Below are 14,611 nucleotides of genomic sequence, written 5' to 3'. Positions count from 1 at the left end.
CTTTATTTGTCATATAATACTCCTTGATTAATCAGTTATAGTGTTCTGCCGCTTCGATCCAGAAGCTCACGAAAAGTAATTTCGGTGTGGTCATATTCTATCTTGAAGTAATCAAGGATTGCTTTCATCTTATCCTGCATCATAAGACAAGTATCAAGCAGAAATCCTTTCTCACCGTCAGATTGCCATTCTTTCAAACCTTTATAATAGTATCCCTATTGAAAAAGAAAAGTTATTTCTTTGAGTTCTTTTGCATGTCTGCTTCAATCAAGCTCATTATCAGCTCTGTCAGGCTCTGACCTTTGGATTTAGCATATTCCTTGTATTCATCTTTCTTGCCTTTCGGAAGGTTCAGTGTGAGCTTGTCACGGCTCTCTTTCATATATTTCATGGTTCTGTTCTTAGCATTTTCATTATACATAGTATGCTCCGATCTCGTTGTTACTTGTATCTGCTTCTCGCGCACTTTACGACTTCATAAAAATACCTATTTTACGGCATATTCAAATGCCAAATCTGATTTCAATGTCCTCGCTGTGATGTGAGATGTAAACGACCTCGATCATCTCAGCGGCAACATCATGTTTTTCCTGCACCGTCAGGGTATCCCACATGGCAAGCGGTTCAGTCAGCGGTTTTGTGTTGATTGCCCTACGCTTACGAGACTTGGTCTGCAACTTGCGTTCAAGCTCAGACTTCCTGGAGTGCAGCTCTTTGATCCTCTGCTGAATGTAGGCGAACACCACATCGTCCGCTTCTGCCATTCTGTCCATGAGGGAACGGATCTCGGTATCCAGTTTCAGAATATCGCCCTTGATGCTCTCGACTTCCATATCGGGAGCTTCTTTTTGCTTATGGGCAATCTCAATTTGCTGTAATCTCTCACACATTGCTGCGTAGACGCTCTCCTCAATATCGTCAATTCTGATGCTGTACTTTCTTGCAACACACTTGTCGATCGTAAGCCAGCCGCTGTCAGCGAGGTATCTGTGAATATTGGTCGGTGATTTTTTCTGCATATCAATGATAACAGACATTCCGCACTCCCTGCATTTCAGCAGACCTACAAGCCATGAATTGAGAGCCTTCCTGTTTGTCTGAAAGCGTTTATTGGTGCTTTTCTTATCCTGAACTCTCAGCCACAGCTCCGAGGAAACCAGCCCCTCATGATAACCGACCTTGACATATTTTCCGCCGTCAGCATTATCGTGCATAAAAACTCCGTGAACGCCGTCGTAGGCTTCGACCTCATCTATGATCTCATAGCCACGGCTCTGGAAGAAAGCGTACACATCTTTATCGGCACGGACATAGATTGGATTTTTGAGAAGCTGAGACAGTGAGCCAGCGTTCAGTTTTCCGCTGTGACTTCCATTCTTACCGCCATACTCATCAGTGCGGAGATAGCGGATCTCGTCCTCATGCTCCTTAAAATATGTGAGAATATCACGGAGCGAGGTTGACGGCTCTGCATACATTTGATATGCAAGACGAAGTGCATCAGCTTGTTCCGAGGGGACAAGCACCGAACCCTTCTTGCCGTTCACAGTCATACGCTGTGTGGTATAACCGAAGCTCATTGTACCGCCCTGATAGAAACCCGTTTCACGCCCTCTGGTATCATACGCATCTGCCACTCTGCCTGCGATGGTTTCTCTCTCAAACTCCGCAAAGTTCAGGAGATTGTTTCGCATCATGCGCCCTTCCTTAGTCTCCGTATTGAACGGCTCAGAGAGCGAGTAAACAGTCACACCGAGCTTGTCCAGTTCCTCAGAAACATTCAGATAGTCACGCAGATTACGGCTAAAGCGGTCATACTTTTTTACAACGATACGACTGATAAGACCTTCACGGGCATCGCTCATCATCTGCTGAAAAGCTGGTCTATGCTCAGTGTCTTTTCCCGAAAATCCGTTATCACAATACAGGCGATACACACAATCTTCGCTTACATATTTGATGCAATCCTCCTTCTGCGATTCGATGGACAGCGAATTGTTATCCCTGTCCGCTACGGAACGGCGGACATAGATCGCAGTCACTCCGCCGTTGTTTGTTACCTTCTTTTTCATGTTTATCGACCTCCGATTATATGCAATCGACAGCCGATCTTGCTATATCTATATCATAGCGCAAATCGGCTGCCATTGCAATAGTTTTTTGCAAATTATTCCGATTTGTGCTGAGTGAGAATGTCATAAATATGGTTGATCTTTTCCTGCCTTATCACATCGGAGACATCAGTCGGATACGAAATAAAGACCTTCGTACCCTTTGCAGTTGTAATAACCTTATCTGCCTTTTCTCTCTCTGCGACAGATGCGTTCTCGTTCGTTCTACACTATCCTTTCCGACAGCTCGTTCCATTTTCGCACTTCCTGCTGTCTGTATCCATAAAAATCGTCCCGTCGGTTACGGGGAAAATGCCTTGTGACCATTCAGACATTTTAGTTCTCATCGCCGTCCTGCTTATCGTAGAACGCAATGTCATCGCTGTCCTCAGACGAGCGACTGCTGCCTGCAAGCTCTGCAATATCTGCATCGCTCAGACCACTTGTCTGGAGCATCTCAGCCTGCTGATGTTCTCTGCTGAGAATATTGAGCAAGTCCTGCCCCGTGCAGTTGTACTGCTCACAGATCGCCTGATAGCTCAGTCGGGCATTTTCCTCCATGAGCTTCTTGCGCTTTTCCGTATCACGCTTGATGTTCTTGGAGAGCTGTTCGATCTTGCGATCATTCTCAGCGATCTTTTCAGAATAGAGTGCTATGGGAATCACCTCACCTTCGATTTTTGTCTTTTCACATATTCCATGAGCCGAAGCTCTGATTTCTCCTGTTCACACTCCAATTATAGCGCGTAATTCCATTAAAAATCTACTGGCAGACCAGACAAACTTTTCTCAACACCGCCCGAAATCGGAGTGATAGAATTTTCAGAAAAGTGCAGTTATGAGGGGGTTACGATACTCTGAGAGCATAGAAACCCGCAACTGTCATTTTGACGAATACCATTTTTCTGATTCATTGACTTTTCGAGATTTATCCAGTATATTTATCATAGGGACGGCAGCGGAGCGATCAGTCACAGAGAAATATAGTCGCTGACGCTCCAATTCCACACACGGAAGTGCGGAAACCATCTGAGCCGACAGGCTCAAATGCAAAATAGCCCCGCAGGGGCTAACACAAATCGCAAGCTCGGCAAATCGTGGGCGCACTAACGGCAACCCACAATTCGCACCGCTTGTCAGAGGGCTGCCGCCCCTGAAACCCTGCACAGAAAAATAAAAAGAGAGGTTTACACCAAAATGAATGAGAAAGAAAACAAGAATCGCCGTGATCTCTACCTGAAGATCAGGGTGAGCCGTGAGGAGCTTGATGCTATCGACCGCAAATTCCGCAATAGCGGAATGAAGTCAAGGAGCGAGTTCGTCAGGGCGATGATCTTCGATGGCTACATCGTCCAGTTTAACGAGGAGAAGCTGAGCGAGATTCTCCGCCTCGCAAGGAACATCTCAGGCAATATCAATCAGATCGCCGTGAGAGCAAACAGCGGCGGCAGAGTTTACGATGATGATATTGCCGAGATCAAGGAAGGGGTGAACAAGCTCTGGCAACCACTAAGATATTTTCAATCTCTGCTGATGACCTTGCAGCACTGAACTACATCGCAAATCCTGAAAAGACGGATAACGGCAGGCTCATTATCACAGAAGGTTGCAGCTCTGATCCGTTGCAGGCAAGTCATGATTTTGAGGAAATTCGGAAACATGGCACTGGCAAAAGCTCCGTTCTTGCCCAGCACTTCATTGTTAGTTTCAAGCCCGGTGAAATTACTCCCGAACGAGCCTTGCAGCTCGGTCAGGAGATATGTGAGCAGTTCCTTAAAGGCGAATATCAGTATTTCATGACCTGCCATACTGATAAAGCTCATATCCACCTACACACCGTTTTCAATAACACCAACTGCATTGACGGCAGGACTTTTGAAACTCATGAGAACCGCAGGACTACCAAGCAGGACAGGTCGTTTCAGAAACTCATGAATATCACGGACGAGGTATGCCAACAGCATCACTTATCCGTAATCGAACATCCCGAAATGGGCAAAGGAAAGAACCATTGGGAATGGGATATGTCACGGCAGGGATTATCGTGGAAAGCAAAACTGAAATACGCCATAGATCAGGTTATCAAGGTAAGCGAAAACTTTGAGGACTTCCTTGCCAAGTGCGCAGATTTCGGCATACTCTACGAATACAATCCCGACCACAAGATCGACCTGAAATTTATGCTTGCCGAGCAAAAGGAACGCAATCCGAGAGCGAAGTTCACCCGTAGCCGGACGCTGGGCTGGTATTATGAAACCGAGCAGATCAAAGGGCGTATCGCACAGTATCAGGGCGGTATGATATATGTTCCGAGAATCAAAGTAAGACAAATCACTCCGAAAGCTGAGGAGAACAAGTTTGTCCGTGATGCTATCGACCGTGGCAATATGAAGGTGGCAAGCATCGCAAAAAATATTATCACCGCATACGGTGTTGAGCCGAATCAGGTTCGTGGTGCTGCGATGGCGGCATTTATTGAAAGGGCGCATCTTGTCGGTGAACTGAATGACCTGAACGCACAGATCAAAGATTTGCAAGAAAAACTCAAAGTGCTGAAAAAATATCGCAAGGTCAAGCATATCGGAGAGGAACTGAAAGCACTCAGCGGTCGGGAGGAAAAAAAGTACCGCAAGGAACACGGCGGCGATATTGCCGAATATCACGAAACCTGCAAACAGGTTTTGGAGCTTTACCCGTCAGGCAATATTCCGAAAGTCGAAAATCTTGAAAAGCATATCGCATCTTTGCAGAAAAAGCTGTCGAAGAAAAATACGGAATACAATCAGGCGGATAAGAAGTCCCGTGAGCTGTCCGAAGCGACGAGGACGATAGAGGAATATCTGCGACAGGAGCAGAGTCGAGGACAACAGCAGAAGCGTAAGCGGAATGACCTTGAATAGTACAGCACATTGCACCGAGGAAATCTGCGATATTGCTGCGCCCTGCACAAGAATTATTACAATTATCCCGATATGCTGGACTGCGGAAATGGTGCGGAGTATAATATAGCTACAATACATTTTCGGAGGTGCTTTTATGTTGAAAATTCCTGAGTTGGCGATGCCGAGAACACGCAAGGTCACGACTGTCTGCAACGGCAAGCATGAGGTCTGGACGGACTACGAACAGGCAAAGGCATATTTCCTTGAACTCATGATGACCACAGAGGGCGAGGAGCGTGACCGAGCAGAGTGCATATACATTCAGCTCACGCACGGCTTGTCAGAGTGTTCAGACGAAGATGAATAATCAGCAAAAAGGCTTTGCAGAAATGCAGAGCCTTTTACTTTGCTCTCAGACGAACGGAAATGTCCCTCAGAGCAGTCTGTGACGGTTATGGGGAAAACTATCCTCTTAAAACAAACAAGGCACGGAGAGCGTTCTCCGTGCCTGTTGCCTGTGTATTCATTTGCTTAGAGTATCAAAACAGTAGTAGATTGCCTGAAAACTGACATTATAGCTTAATTCCATACCTGAATGTCCTCATAAGGTACATCTTCAGTATGCGGTCTATATACAACGCCATCTAAGAAAGCTGGATTTGTCATTGCTATTACAGAACCATAGAACGGGAAAGGCTCAGCCTTCACAACAAGTAGAACATAAGGATTCTCTTTTGTTGTATAAACGCTGTCGTCGGGATGGATAAGGTAATTGATCGAATCCTTGTATTCACCCTTAAAATCACTGACTTTACCGATATACTTATCCTGTGTGTATGCGGACGCATTAATCTCGGTATTATCATTATATGTTACACCATTCCATTCAATAGTGCAACGAAACAGACACCACATATTGCTGCCACCATTTGAAGGATTTCCAGAATTATCAGGAACGCTCTGTGACGCAGGTTCTGTTTGCTGAACAGGCGGAGTAGTCTGCTGAACAGGAGCTTCGGTCTGCACCGCAGGGGCTTCTGTTGCTCTCTGTGGCTCAGTATTAGTGATTGTGGAGTTATCTGAGACAAGCGCACCTCTATCATCAGCCACAGGAGTATTTGCTTCAACAGAAGCATTATCTGCATCGCTGTCCTCGATCACATTCTCGCCGTTCTCAGTAGTACGAGGAATAGCAGCATCTGAGGTTGCAACCTGACGATCTGCTGTTGATTCTGATGTTGTAGGTTCACCATTTTTATTAGCGGTATTCTTGGTGTTAGCTGAATGCTTGTCAGCCGATGAATCATTGTCAGCAGACACAATCACATCAGATGCCGTTGATTCTACAGTGCTGTTGATAAGCTGGTCATGGTTAGAAGTCAATACTCCGCCTTTCCACAACCCAACGCCGACAACTGCTGCCGCACATACAGGTGTAACCGAGGCAGCGACCTTCGCCATCTTCGCCCGTTTCATCCTTCTTTCGGATTCGTACTCATCCATCCGACGATGTAAATCTCTTAGCATTTCTTCACGTTTTTTCATAATCAATACCCTCCATTTCAAGTTGTGATCTCAGTGACTTCTTAGCCCGATATAAAATGGATTCTGTACTGCGGACACTTTTCTTCATGACTTTAGCAGCTTCTTTAATACTCAATCCCTCAAAGTATATAAGCCATAACACTTGCTGATATTCAGGTTTCAGCTTTCGCATAGCCCTGTGAACTGCAATTTGCTGTTCCTTTTTGATGTATGCATCCTCAACTGCTGCTTCATCACTGATAAGCTCAGGAGCATTTTCAATCGGAACTGTCAGATGTTTGGCATTCTTTTTAAGGTAATTGAGTGCAATATTTCTGCCTATCGTATAGAGCCATGTCTTAAAGGAATAGTTTTCTTTGAATTTCGGCTTCTTCGTGCCGAGCAAAAAGAATGTTTCTTCAGTAAGCTCCTCCGCTGTCCAGATGCTTCCGACGATACTTGTCAGGTATAGCATCAGACCGTCGCTGTAATCCATTACGATCTCATCGAAACCAGATACGTCACCATTGTCACGGAAACGGCGGTAGCTACTTGCACCGTTGTCCATCGACAAACTCCTTTCTGAAAGCACTTTCTTGTGTTTTCACTTATTAAACAACAAAAACAGGGAAAACTACGCGCGATTATTTGAAAAAACATGAAGTTTGTGCAATGTGCTGTAATTGCTATTGTGATTTTATCACTTTTGAATAATACTGTCAAGGAGAAATTGTTCTCAGACGAACGGAAATGCCACTCATTGCTGTGCGTGATGATTATAGTGGAGAACACCCACTGAAAAAGAAAGACGGCACAGAGAGCATTCTCCGTGCCGTCTAATAGATGTTACCATTCAGTTTTCACAATATTGAGCTGATCCCAATTTGCGTATATCGCATCAATGACTTCCTGCGTAAGAGGAGCTTCATTATCCGCATCAGCGATCAGGCTCGGTCTGCGCCATACCCAAGCTCCGTCGAAGTTAATGAGATATACTGTACCGTCCGAAGCAGTTATCTGATATTCAGGTAAGCCGTCACAGCTTATTGCAAGATAATTCAAACTATCAAGCATCTTGAAAACATCGTCAGCCTGTCCGCTATCAGCAACAACAGGTGCATTGGGTGTTTCAGCTTGTGTAGTGGTTGCCTGAGTGGTACTTGCAGTAGCAGCAGACTTTTCCGTTTCTGCCGGGGATTGTTTTTCCTCTGCCTGCGGCTGAGGTGTATCGTTATTCTCCGATATTACATTCATAGTGCTATCTTCTGCCTGCGTTTCAGAAAGCGAAACATCACTTGTTGTTTCCGTACTTGTTTTCTCTGTTGCCTTCTGTGTAGTTGAGGTGTTTTCCGTTTCAGAAGTGCTTTCAGCAGGAGCATCGCTCTTTGATGCAGTCTGCACCTCGATCTGAGCAGCAGGTTGATCGTTGCTATTCGTAGTTGTCAAAGGCTCGTCGATCTGTCCGCAGCCTGCCAGTGCAACAGCCATAAATGCTGTTATTGCTATCATTCTAATTTTCATAATGATCCCTCCTGTTATTCGTAGTATTCCGTTGTATTCATATCTATGCTATCCTTGTTGTCTGTAAGCCAAGTGATAATATCATCGGGCAGTACAGCTTCTGCGTCAACACCGTCTTTCCATATCCATTTACTGCTGAGATTCAGCCAGTATACAGCACCTTTATCATCTGTCAGCTTGTACTCAGGCAGTCCGTCACAGGTGATCGGTATGTATTCCAGTGAATTCAGCCTATTGAATATCTCTGTTCTGTCAGAAACAATTTGTGCGACTGTTGTTGTCTCGGTTGTTACGGGCGTTGCTTCTTCCGCAGATGAAGACGGGACGCTTTCTGTAACATTCGGTGCGACGGACAGCTTTACCTCATTAGCCACGCCGAATTGCGACAGCATTTTCAGTGTCAGCTCATATCTGTCATTGCCTGTGCCGCAACCTACAACAGCAGAAAGATAGGTCTTTCCATTTCTCTCAAAGGCGGCAATGAGACAGTTTCCTGCACTTGCGGTAGTGCCTGTCTTAATGCCGACAGCATCAGCACAGTAATAGGCGCTGTTTGGATTCAGCAGAGCGTTGGTGTTCGTCCATGTGATATTTTCGCCCGACACAAAGTATACCTTTTTCTGATAAGTGCCTGTTATCGTCTTTATCTCAGGTATCGAAAATGCGTGATTCGCCAATACAAGCAGATCGGAAACCGTTGTATACTGGCTCGCATCGTCCCAGCCTTCGGGAGTCGTGAAGTGACTGTCTTTCATACCGATAGAGCTTGCGTAGCTGTTCATCAGCTCTGAGAAGTATGCGACTGCCTGGGCATCCGTCATTGCTGTATCAGGCTGTACAGCTCTTGCTGTTGTTACCGCTACGGTATAAGCTGCATCGTTGCCCGAAGCCATGAGCATACCCGTGAGCAGATCGTATAATTTCAGCTTGTGTCCCGGTCTGATAAGGCATAAACTGGAACCCGATCTCACAAGATTCTGTTCCGAGCCTACGGTAACTACCGTATCAGGACTCAGATAATGCAGAGCGACCGAGGCGGTCAGCAGCTTTGTCAGGCTGGCAGGAGCGATATGCTCATTGATGTTATCGTAATAAAGCAGTTCGCCATCGTCCGCACAGGCAAAAGCCGCTGCTTTGCAAGCAGGAGAAGTGATATGTACGGCTTCGCTTGCATATATCAGCTCCCGTTTCATCAGACACAGGTCAAACACATCGAGCCTGTTGTCCTTGCAAAGATCGGCTGCCTGCCAGTTTTCAAGGTGCGTATCAGGAACGGCAAGAAGCCATTTTTGCAACAGCACCACATCAGCTACATCAAATACTCCATCGGCATTCACATCGCCTTTGATGCTGAATCCCTCAGCATTTACGGGCAATGATGAAAGCAAAGCTGAACTGAGCGATACAGCAAGCAATGCAGATATTATTTTTCTCTTTATCATTTAATTTCTCCTGTTCTATCTCAGTAATTCTTTCAGAACATTGTTCTGTTCCGCTGTAAGTTCCTGCATTCCTGCGACATAGCCGTTTCCGATAAAAGGCTGATAGGTTACATCTTTCAACACCGTGCCATTCTTGAAAACAATATCAAAAGTAATATCTTCCATTGTATAGGCACTCGGATTTGCTCTGCACGCCTCCCAAGCATCAATCACCCATTGCGGAGTTGCAGATGCCGAATCAGAAGTGTTCTCCGCTTTGAGCTGATACAGAATATCCACGATAGAAGCGATTCTGTTTCTGTCGGTGATCGTTCCCGCTTGTGCAACTTCATATACTGCACCGTTTGGTACAGTGATCGTAAAGGAGATACTCTCTATATCATCAGCCGAATATGCACCATAGACCTTGAAAGTTTCTGCAAAAGCGGAGTTTTCATCAGTTGCTGTCGTCATACCATTAAACACGAAGATGCTGCATTGTTCTCCCTTTTTTACAATGATAACAGCGGAACTATCCGCAGGAGCGTAGTAATAAACATCTGCTCCTGAAAGATTCGGTTCTTGTGAAGATACAGTATATATGGAAGGATCGTCATGTTCGTATAATTCAGTAATTCTTCCGACATACTCACCGAAATCGCTGTCGGATACAACAGCGGAGATATTATGTGCAGGGTGTTCTGAGGTGTCGAGCTGATAATAATATCTGCCCGAAATAATAACGCTTACAAGATGCAGCTCATCCTCGCCATAAGCATCAGAATAGGGATCGACCGTAGCTTTGAAGTTTTGGTAGTAATTATTTGCGGAGGTCGGATCTTCTGGCGGATCAGTATGATCATGTTCCTGTGCTGTTCCTTGTTGTGTATCCGGTGCTGAACTATCGCTCTGACGCTGCGTCTGTGAATCCGTCTTGCTTGCAGCATTTTCCGATTCGACTGCATCAGTGGTTTTTTCTGGCGTAGTAACTGTTCCTTTGGTATCTTCTTGTGGTTTATCTGTTTGTGATGCGATTGCTGAATTGTTTGTTGTATGTTCCTCTGATTTGTCACTGCTTGTGGTGGCAGGAATGCCCTGATGTTCGGAATTACCATCATCTTTATGAGAATTATCCTGCTCGATGACCGAATGATCTGCAAGCAAGTCCGAGGGCTTATGGGCATTATAGAAAGCAACAGAGCCAACCGTGATCACAGCAGCGGCAGCGACAGAACCGAATGCACAGATATTTCTCCTGGTGACGATACGGCTATCCTTCTGCTTTGTATCAGACATAGCACCTCTGATAAGGTCATCGTCGATTTCCCCCATTATTTCGAGAAATCTTAGCTCATTCATAATTGTACCCTTCTTTCTGTAAAAAGGCTTTTAGTTTTTTTCTTGTCCGAAAAAGATAAGTGGCAACGGTTTTCTCCTTCATACCGTAAAGTTCTGCGATCTGAGATAATGAATCGCCAAACCAATAGCGCCTGATAAACACATTTCGGTGTCTTTCGTCCTGACTACGCAGAAAACGGCTAAACGCATCGGCAAGTGCATCATCGGATACGCTCTTGTCATCGTCCAAGGGGACTGTTTCAGCGATCTCATCTATCGGAACGGTGAATTGCGGATTTCTCTTTTCAGCAGAGTTATATTTCAGCCTGTTGATTGCGATATTACGCACAATACGGCACAGGTATGATCTGAAATCGTTTGGATCGTCAGGCGGTATGTTATTCCATATCTCGTAATAAGCAGAATTTACGCATTCTTCTATATCTTCACGCTGAGAAAGGATATTGCCAGCCACATAGCAGCACAGCTTGTCATACTTCCGCTTCATTTCAGCGATCGCCTGTTCATTTCTTTCACGGAACAACTCAATGATTGATGCATCATCCATTGGATATGCCTCCTTCCGTGAGGCGTAGAGGTCCTCTACCCATATAGTCAATTTTCGCTTCGCAAATATTTCACTTCTGAAAAATTTTTCTCGGAAATCTTTTATACATTCTTATTATAAGGCTTAAACTCCGCTTTTTCAAGCCCAATTATAGAAATAGAGCTACTCTCCAGATTGAAGAATAGCTCTTACTTCCATTATAGCAAAATCGTCTGTTTATTGCACTATTTGATTGTTCGTAAGGTGTTCGGGAGGGTGCAACGAATTAAATTTGATATATTCATTCTATCATATAGCCGTGTAATAGTCAAGTGCAGCGCATAAAATTGTATAATCGCACAAAAAGCAAACCGTATAGCCGTGTATATGAGCGCAATCATACAAAATATGCCATTTTTGGCTATAAATCAGTGAAATGTCGTTGACGTATAGCCGTGTATATGGTATAATATATACATAGGTTAAGGAAAAACCACAGGAACTTGAAAACTGAATAGAAAGAAGGAACTCAAATGGCTACATCGAAGGACTTCAAATGTGGACTGTTCTCAGACTACGGTATGAGAATACTCAATGAAACATTCACGACAAAGCGTGAAGCACAGAAAGCTTTCAGAGAATACGGGTACACCAAAGACTCAGAAGTTTGGATTGAGCAAGTCCCACTCGATGCAAAAGGCAGATTTGACTAACAGAACATGCTGTCCTACCGGCATAACGGGGAGATAAGGAGTAAAAAATGGAACTTGGAACAAGAATAGTAACACCACGCTTCTGTACTGTAACGATAAGTGCGATCTTTGAAAATCCAGAGGACGCTGTTAAATGCGGATACACGGAGCCAACTCACGCTATACTTCCTGATTGGGACATAAAAGGAAAATCAATAGATATTTACCACATGGAATTCGCAGCAATCAAGAAATAGACAAAGGAGAACACCAATGATAAAAACACTGTATCAGGATAAATACAATCCGCAAAAAACATGGGAAGTAACATCAAACTCACACGGTTTTTATCTCAGACAGTTCATTTGTAACAAACAATTTGGTAAAGCTCTTAAAACCACAAGGGAATATATTAAAAGTATCGGAGTATTAGACATGAAGGTAATAACCAGATGGGAAGAAGTTAAAAAGTAATTCAAAAGCTGACCTAACAGGCTATACGGGGAGAACGGAGTTTACTATGAACTACAAAGAAGCAGCTAAGAAACTTGACGAAATGAGAAGAAGCAACGAAATGATATTCAGAATGGCTATAAGCCACCTTATGGACGTAGGCATAAGACATCTGGACGATGAAAATGTTGAGTCCACTTGCACTGAGATCATGAAACAGGATGACAGTCATTCCTTTATGACAAATGAATTCCAGTGTGAGATCGTAAGAAACGCTGCTGAAATCGCTAAGATTGAGCACACGCTTGTACTTGCTTATATCGCAAAGAATGTAAAATATGACGTAGTATAAAAGTAGCTGCTGTCCTACCGGCATGACGGGGAGAAAGGAAGCTCCAATGAGAAAGATCATGTTTGAAAATCTTATAAGGAACTTGAAGAACTTACCTCCATGTGATTTCCCTGATACAAACAAACTGCAAGAACTTTCAGAAGATATGACATTGAAACAGCTGCACACATATGCAGAACTGCTTGTACAGAAGGGAAAAGCTAATTACTACTATGGCAGAATAAGCCTGAGAAACGGTCATTTACTTACTTGAAAAGGAGAAATTAATCATGGATAATCACGAGTTTGCCAAAAGACTGAACGTATGGCTATCAGCGTATACCAATGAAGTAATAGAGAAAGTCATGAAGAATATCGGTACTATAAGAAGCGATGATACAACATCACAGCTCCTTGAGAACCTCTATCAAGCGACCATAGCAAAGGAAATCGACACTGAAAGATCATTCGGCATGATGCTCGACAGTATTGACTATGATAGATATGAATATATCACCATTCAGGATAGAGCATCAAGGATAAGCTCATACCGCGATGTACTTTACGACTTATATATCAAATAACTAATGTTAGCTGTCCTACCGGCATGACGGGGAGAACGGATTGTACCATGAAAGAAACATATAAGACTTTGGTCAAGAACTATAACTATAAAGACAATGAGTACATAATTATAAAAGGCGTTCATGATGGTATCCTTAGAGCAATCAATTATGATTATCTGGATGCAGAAGGAAAACTCACACAGCCATTGAACGGAATAGAAATGTTCTGCTCCAGAGATGCAAACACCGTTGAGGACATAATAAAACGGATCAACGATAAGATCGACTTCGATGAATACATCAAAAAATATAATATCAACACTGATGATACCGCTGCACTTGCAAGAGCCTATAAGAGATTCTATGAAAGAAATGAAAAAGAGAAACCATTCTCCATGCAGGGAGAGGAGAGAACATTATAAAAAAAGGACGGTTCATCAGAGGTGCGCCGATATAGAAGTTTTTAGGATTTGAAGATAAGGTTGCATAGCCTATGCGGTTATGCAGCCTTTCTCTTTTTGTCGTACTTCATACTATCAGCAACGGCAGTCGTTACGGCAACATCGAAGCGATAGTGTATATCTATCTGCTGAGTGCGATGACCACTGCTCTTATCGGAAGCGTGTACGACAATCTTACTGATAAGCTCATGCATGATCTCAGGTGTAAGTTCAGTGATATGCTCATACTTCTGTACCGGTGAGGTGAACAATACTTACAGCTTGTTATGCTGATATCCGAGGCTTCTGTTTTTATAATCATCTTATATTATACATTGCACAATAACACGCCATGGCTTTTGTGCAATTATACGAAAATAAATAATAAGGTGTAAGAAATGAAGTGTTATACTGAAAGAGCAGTCGACAAACACCCAAAAATCTGGTAGAATATAAGTAACAAAACCGGAAAGGGAAAACGACTATGAAGTACAGTAAAGAATTCAAAGAAGAAGCATTAAAGCTCTCGGATGAGATCGGACTGAAAAAGGCTGCTCAGCAGTTAGGTATCCAGTATTACACACTGTCTGATTGGCGTACAAAGCGAAATGCCGCTGCCAAAGCTAAGAAGTATCAGATGACCGACGAAGAGCTTAAGCAGCGTAATCTTGAGCTTGAGCGCGAAAATGCCGAGCTTCGCAAAGCAAATGATATTCTCAAGGACGCACTCGGTTTTTTCGCAAAAGACCGGAAGAAGTAAAGACAAGCGAACGTCACCTGTTCGT

The 14,611-nt window shown here is 43.9% G+C and carries 21 protein-coding genes and 1 pseudogene; 11 read left to right on the top strand and 11 right to left on the bottom strand.

Annotation, left to right across the window (positions count from 1 at the left end):
• Window positions 1–35 precede the first annotated feature (35 nt).
• The 4 genes from BT127_RS17020 to BT127_RS15890 form a co-directional block, all read right to left on the bottom strand.
• A complete protein-coding gene (locus tag BT127_RS17020) occupies window positions 36–197 on the bottom strand; it encodes a hypothetical protein (RefSeq protein ID WP_175541994.1) in 162 nt (53 codons plus the stop codon).
• A 35-nt stretch (window positions 198–232) separates the two neighbouring features.
• Window positions 233–421, bottom strand: a complete 189-nt coding sequence (locus tag BT127_RS15900) for a DUF6364 family protein (RefSeq protein WP_075425941.1) — start codon at window positions 419–421, stop codon at window positions 233–235.
• A gap of 82 nt (window positions 422–503) precedes the next feature.
• Window positions 504–2,072: a recombinase family protein gene (locus BT127_RS15895; RefSeq protein ID WP_075425940.1), complete on the bottom strand. Its 1,569-nt coding sequence runs from the start codon at window positions 2,070–2,072 to the stop codon at window positions 504–506.
• A gap of 375 nt (window positions 2,073–2,447) precedes the next feature.
• A complete protein-coding gene (locus BT127_RS15890) occupies window positions 2,448–2,777 on the bottom strand; it encodes a hypothetical protein (protein WP_318257301.1) in 330 nt (109 codons plus the stop codon).
• A gap of 531 nt (window positions 2,778–3,308) precedes the next feature.
• Between BT127_RS15890 and BT127_RS15885 the strand changes: the two genes are divergently transcribed.
• From BT127_RS15885 to BT127_RS15875, 3 genes are all read left to right on the top strand, one after another.
• Window positions 3,309–3,662 carry a plasmid mobilization protein gene (locus BT127_RS15885; protein ID WP_075425939.1) on the top strand — a complete coding sequence of 118 codons (354 nt, stop codon included), beginning with the start codon at window positions 3,309–3,311 and terminating at the stop codon, window positions 3,660–3,662.
• Complete coding sequence (locus BT127_RS15880; RefSeq protein WP_075425938.1) at window positions 3,611–5,011, top strand: relaxase/mobilization nuclease domain-containing protein; 1,401 nt, start codon at window positions 3,611–3,613, stop codon at window positions 5,009–5,011. Before BT127_RS15885 ends, BT127_RS15880 begins: the two co-directional genes overlap by 52 nt.
• A gap of 136 nt (window positions 5,012–5,147) precedes the next feature.
• Window positions 5,148–5,360, top strand: coding sequence for a hypothetical protein (locus BT127_RS15875; protein WP_009984578.1), 213 nt, complete (start codon window positions 5,148–5,150; stop codon window positions 5,358–5,360).
• A 212-nt stretch (window positions 5,361–5,572) separates the two neighbouring features.
• On the opposite strand, the gene BT127_RS15870 is transcribed toward BT127_RS15875, so the two are convergent.
• The 6 genes from BT127_RS15870 to BT127_RS15845 all read right to left on the bottom strand — a co-directional run bounded on the left by BT127_RS15870 (window position 5,573) and on the right by BT127_RS15845 (window position 11,365).
• Window positions 5,573–6,538: a hypothetical protein gene (locus tag BT127_RS15870; protein ID WP_075425937.1), complete on the bottom strand. Its 966-nt coding sequence runs from the start codon at window positions 6,536–6,538 to the stop codon at window positions 5,573–5,575.
• Window positions 6,525–7,085, bottom strand: coding sequence for an RNA polymerase sigma factor (locus BT127_RS15865; protein WP_075425936.1), 561 nt, complete (start codon window positions 7,083–7,085; stop codon window positions 6,525–6,527). The genes BT127_RS15870 and BT127_RS15865 overlap by 14 nt, the downstream gene beginning before the upstream one ends.
• Before the next feature lie 278 nt (window positions 7,086–7,363).
• Window positions 7,364–8,038: a hypothetical protein gene (locus BT127_RS15860; protein WP_075425935.1), complete on the bottom strand. Its 675-nt coding sequence runs from the start codon at window positions 8,036–8,038 to the stop codon at window positions 7,364–7,366.
• A 14-nt stretch (window positions 8,039–8,052) separates the two neighbouring features.
• Window positions 8,053–9,480 (bottom strand): dockerin type I domain-containing protein, encoded by a 1,428-nt coding sequence (locus BT127_RS15855; RefSeq protein WP_075425934.1) that lies wholly within the window; start codon window positions 9,478–9,480, stop codon window positions 8,053–8,055.
• A gap of 15 nt (window positions 9,481–9,495) precedes the next feature.
• Entirely contained in the window at window positions 9,496–10,818 is a 1,323-nt protein-coding gene (locus tag BT127_RS15850) for a hypothetical protein (protein ID WP_075425933.1), read from the bottom strand.
• Window positions 10,811–11,365 carry an RNA polymerase sigma factor gene (locus tag BT127_RS15845; protein ID WP_075425932.1) on the bottom strand — a complete coding sequence of 185 codons (555 nt, stop codon included), beginning with the start codon at window positions 11,363–11,365 and terminating at the stop codon, window positions 10,811–10,813. The genes BT127_RS15850 and BT127_RS15845 overlap by 8 nt, the downstream gene beginning before the upstream one ends.
• A 512-nt stretch (window positions 11,366–11,877) precedes the next feature.
• Here BT127_RS15845 and BT127_RS15840 point away from each other — a divergent pair.
• From BT127_RS15840 to BT127_RS15810, 7 genes are read left to right on the top strand one after another with little or no spacing between them, the layout of a single operon-like run.
• Window positions 11,878–12,057 carry a hypothetical protein gene (locus tag BT127_RS15840; RefSeq protein WP_075425931.1) on the top strand — a complete coding sequence of 60 codons (180 nt, stop codon included), beginning with the start codon at window positions 11,878–11,880 and terminating at the stop codon, window positions 12,055–12,057.
• 47 nt (window positions 12,058–12,104) lie between these two features.
• Window positions 12,105–12,293, top strand: a complete 189-nt coding sequence (locus tag BT127_RS15835; RefSeq protein ID WP_075425930.1) for a hypothetical protein — start codon at window positions 12,105–12,107, stop codon at window positions 12,291–12,293.
• Window positions 12,294–12,309: 16 nt separating this feature from the next.
• Window positions 12,310–12,510, top strand: a complete 201-nt coding sequence (locus BT127_RS15830; protein ID WP_075425929.1) for a hypothetical protein — start codon at window positions 12,310–12,312, stop codon at window positions 12,508–12,510.
• 46 nt (window positions 12,511–12,556) lie between these two features.
• Window positions 12,557–12,841, top strand: a complete 285-nt coding sequence (locus BT127_RS15825) for a hypothetical protein (RefSeq protein WP_075425928.1) — start codon at window positions 12,557–12,559, stop codon at window positions 12,839–12,841.
• A 46-nt stretch (window positions 12,842–12,887) separates the two neighbouring features.
• Window positions 12,888–13,094, top strand: coding sequence for a hypothetical protein (locus BT127_RS15820; RefSeq protein ID WP_075425927.1), 207 nt, complete (start codon window positions 12,888–12,890; stop codon window positions 13,092–13,094).
• 16 nt (window positions 13,095–13,110) lie between these two features.
• Window positions 13,111–13,404 carry a hypothetical protein gene (locus BT127_RS15815; protein WP_075425926.1) on the top strand — a complete coding sequence of 98 codons (294 nt, stop codon included), beginning with the start codon at window positions 13,111–13,113 and terminating at the stop codon, window positions 13,402–13,404.
• Between the two features lie 47 nt (window positions 13,405–13,451).
• Window positions 13,452–13,808 carry a hypothetical protein gene (locus BT127_RS15810; protein WP_075425925.1) on the top strand — a complete coding sequence of 119 codons (357 nt, stop codon included), beginning with the start codon at window positions 13,452–13,454 and terminating at the stop codon, window positions 13,806–13,808.
• 77 nt (window positions 13,809–13,885) lie between these two features.
• On the opposite strand, the pseudogene BT127_RS15805 reads toward BT127_RS15810, so the two are convergent.
• A pseudogene (locus BT127_RS15805) lies at window positions 13,886–14,095 on the bottom strand (DUF4368 domain-containing protein); the annotation flags it as partial.
• A 215-nt stretch (window positions 14,096–14,310) separates the two neighbouring features.
• Between BT127_RS15805 and BT127_RS15800 the strand changes: the two are divergent.
• Window positions 14,311–14,586, top strand: coding sequence for a transposase (locus BT127_RS15800; RefSeq protein WP_075425924.1), 276 nt, complete (start codon window positions 14,311–14,313; stop codon window positions 14,584–14,586).
• Window positions 14,587–14,611 lie beyond the last annotated feature (25 nt).

This window comes from Ruminococcus sp. XPD3002, assembly GCA_900119535.1.
Lineage (GTDB): Bacteria > Bacillota > Clostridia > Oscillospirales > Ruminococcaceae > Ruminococcus > Ruminococcus flavefaciens_H.
This window is presented reverse-complemented; position numbering and strand designations above follow the sequence as displayed.

Coding starts and splice junctions, on each gene's coding strand:
- BT127_RS15815 (WP_075425926.1), top strand. CDS start 13,111: ATGGATAATCACGAGTTTGCCAAAAGACTGAACGTATGGCTATCAGCG.
- BT127_RS15875 (WP_009984578.1), top strand. CDS start 5,148: ATGTTGAAAATTCCTGAGTTGGCGATGCCGAGAACACGCAAGGTCACG.
- BT127_RS15835 (WP_075425930.1), top strand. CDS start 12,105: ATGGAACTTGGAACAAGAATAGTAACACCACGCTTCTGTACTGTAACG.
- BT127_RS15860 (WP_075425935.1), bottom strand. CDS start 8,038: ATGAAAATTAGAATGATAGCAATAACAGCATTTATGGCTGTTGCACTG.
- BT127_RS15870 (WP_075425937.1), bottom strand. CDS start 6,538: ATGAAAAAACGTGAAGAAATGCTAAGAGATTTACATCGTCGGATGGAT.
- BT127_RS15845 (WP_075425932.1), bottom strand. CDS start 11,365: ATGGATGATGCATCAATCATTGAGTTGTTCCGTGAAAGAAATGAACAG.
- BT127_RS15900 (WP_075425941.1), bottom strand. CDS start 421: ATGTATAATGAAAATGCTAAGAACAGAACCATGAAATATATGAAAGAG.
- BT127_RS15820 (WP_075425927.1), top strand. CDS start 12,888: ATGAGAAAGATCATGTTTGAAAATCTTATAAGGAACTTGAAGAACTTA.
- BT127_RS15855 (WP_075425934.1), bottom strand. CDS start 9,480: ATGATAAAGAGAAAAATAATATCTGCATTGCTTGCTGTATCGCTCAGT.
- BT127_RS15850 (WP_075425933.1), bottom strand. CDS start 10,818: ATGAATGAGCTAAGATTTCTCGAAATAATGGGGGAAATCGACGATGAC.
- BT127_RS15885 (WP_075425939.1), top strand. CDS start 3,309: ATGAATGAGAAAGAAAACAAGAATCGCCGTGATCTCTACCTGAAGATC.
- BT127_RS15825 (WP_075425928.1), top strand. CDS start 12,557: ATGAACTACAAAGAAGCAGCTAAGAAACTTGACGAAATGAGAAGAAGC.
- BT127_RS15810 (WP_075425925.1), top strand. CDS start 13,452: ATGAAAGAAACATATAAGACTTTGGTCAAGAACTATAACTATAAAGAC.
- BT127_RS15800 (WP_075425924.1), top strand. CDS start 14,311: ATGAAGTACAGTAAAGAATTCAAAGAAGAAGCATTAAAGCTCTCGGAT.
- BT127_RS15830 (WP_075425929.1), top strand. CDS start 12,310: ATGATAAAAACACTGTATCAGGATAAATACAATCCGCAAAAAACATGG.
- BT127_RS15865 (WP_075425936.1), bottom strand. CDS start 7,085: ATGGACAACGGTGCAAGTAGCTACCGCCGTTTCCGTGACAATGGTGAC.
- BT127_RS15895 (WP_075425940.1), bottom strand. CDS start 2,072: ATGAAAAAGAAGGTAACAAACAACGGCGGAGTGACTGCGATCTATGTC.
- BT127_RS15840 (WP_075425931.1), top strand. CDS start 11,878: ATGGCTACATCGAAGGACTTCAAATGTGGACTGTTCTCAGACTACGGT.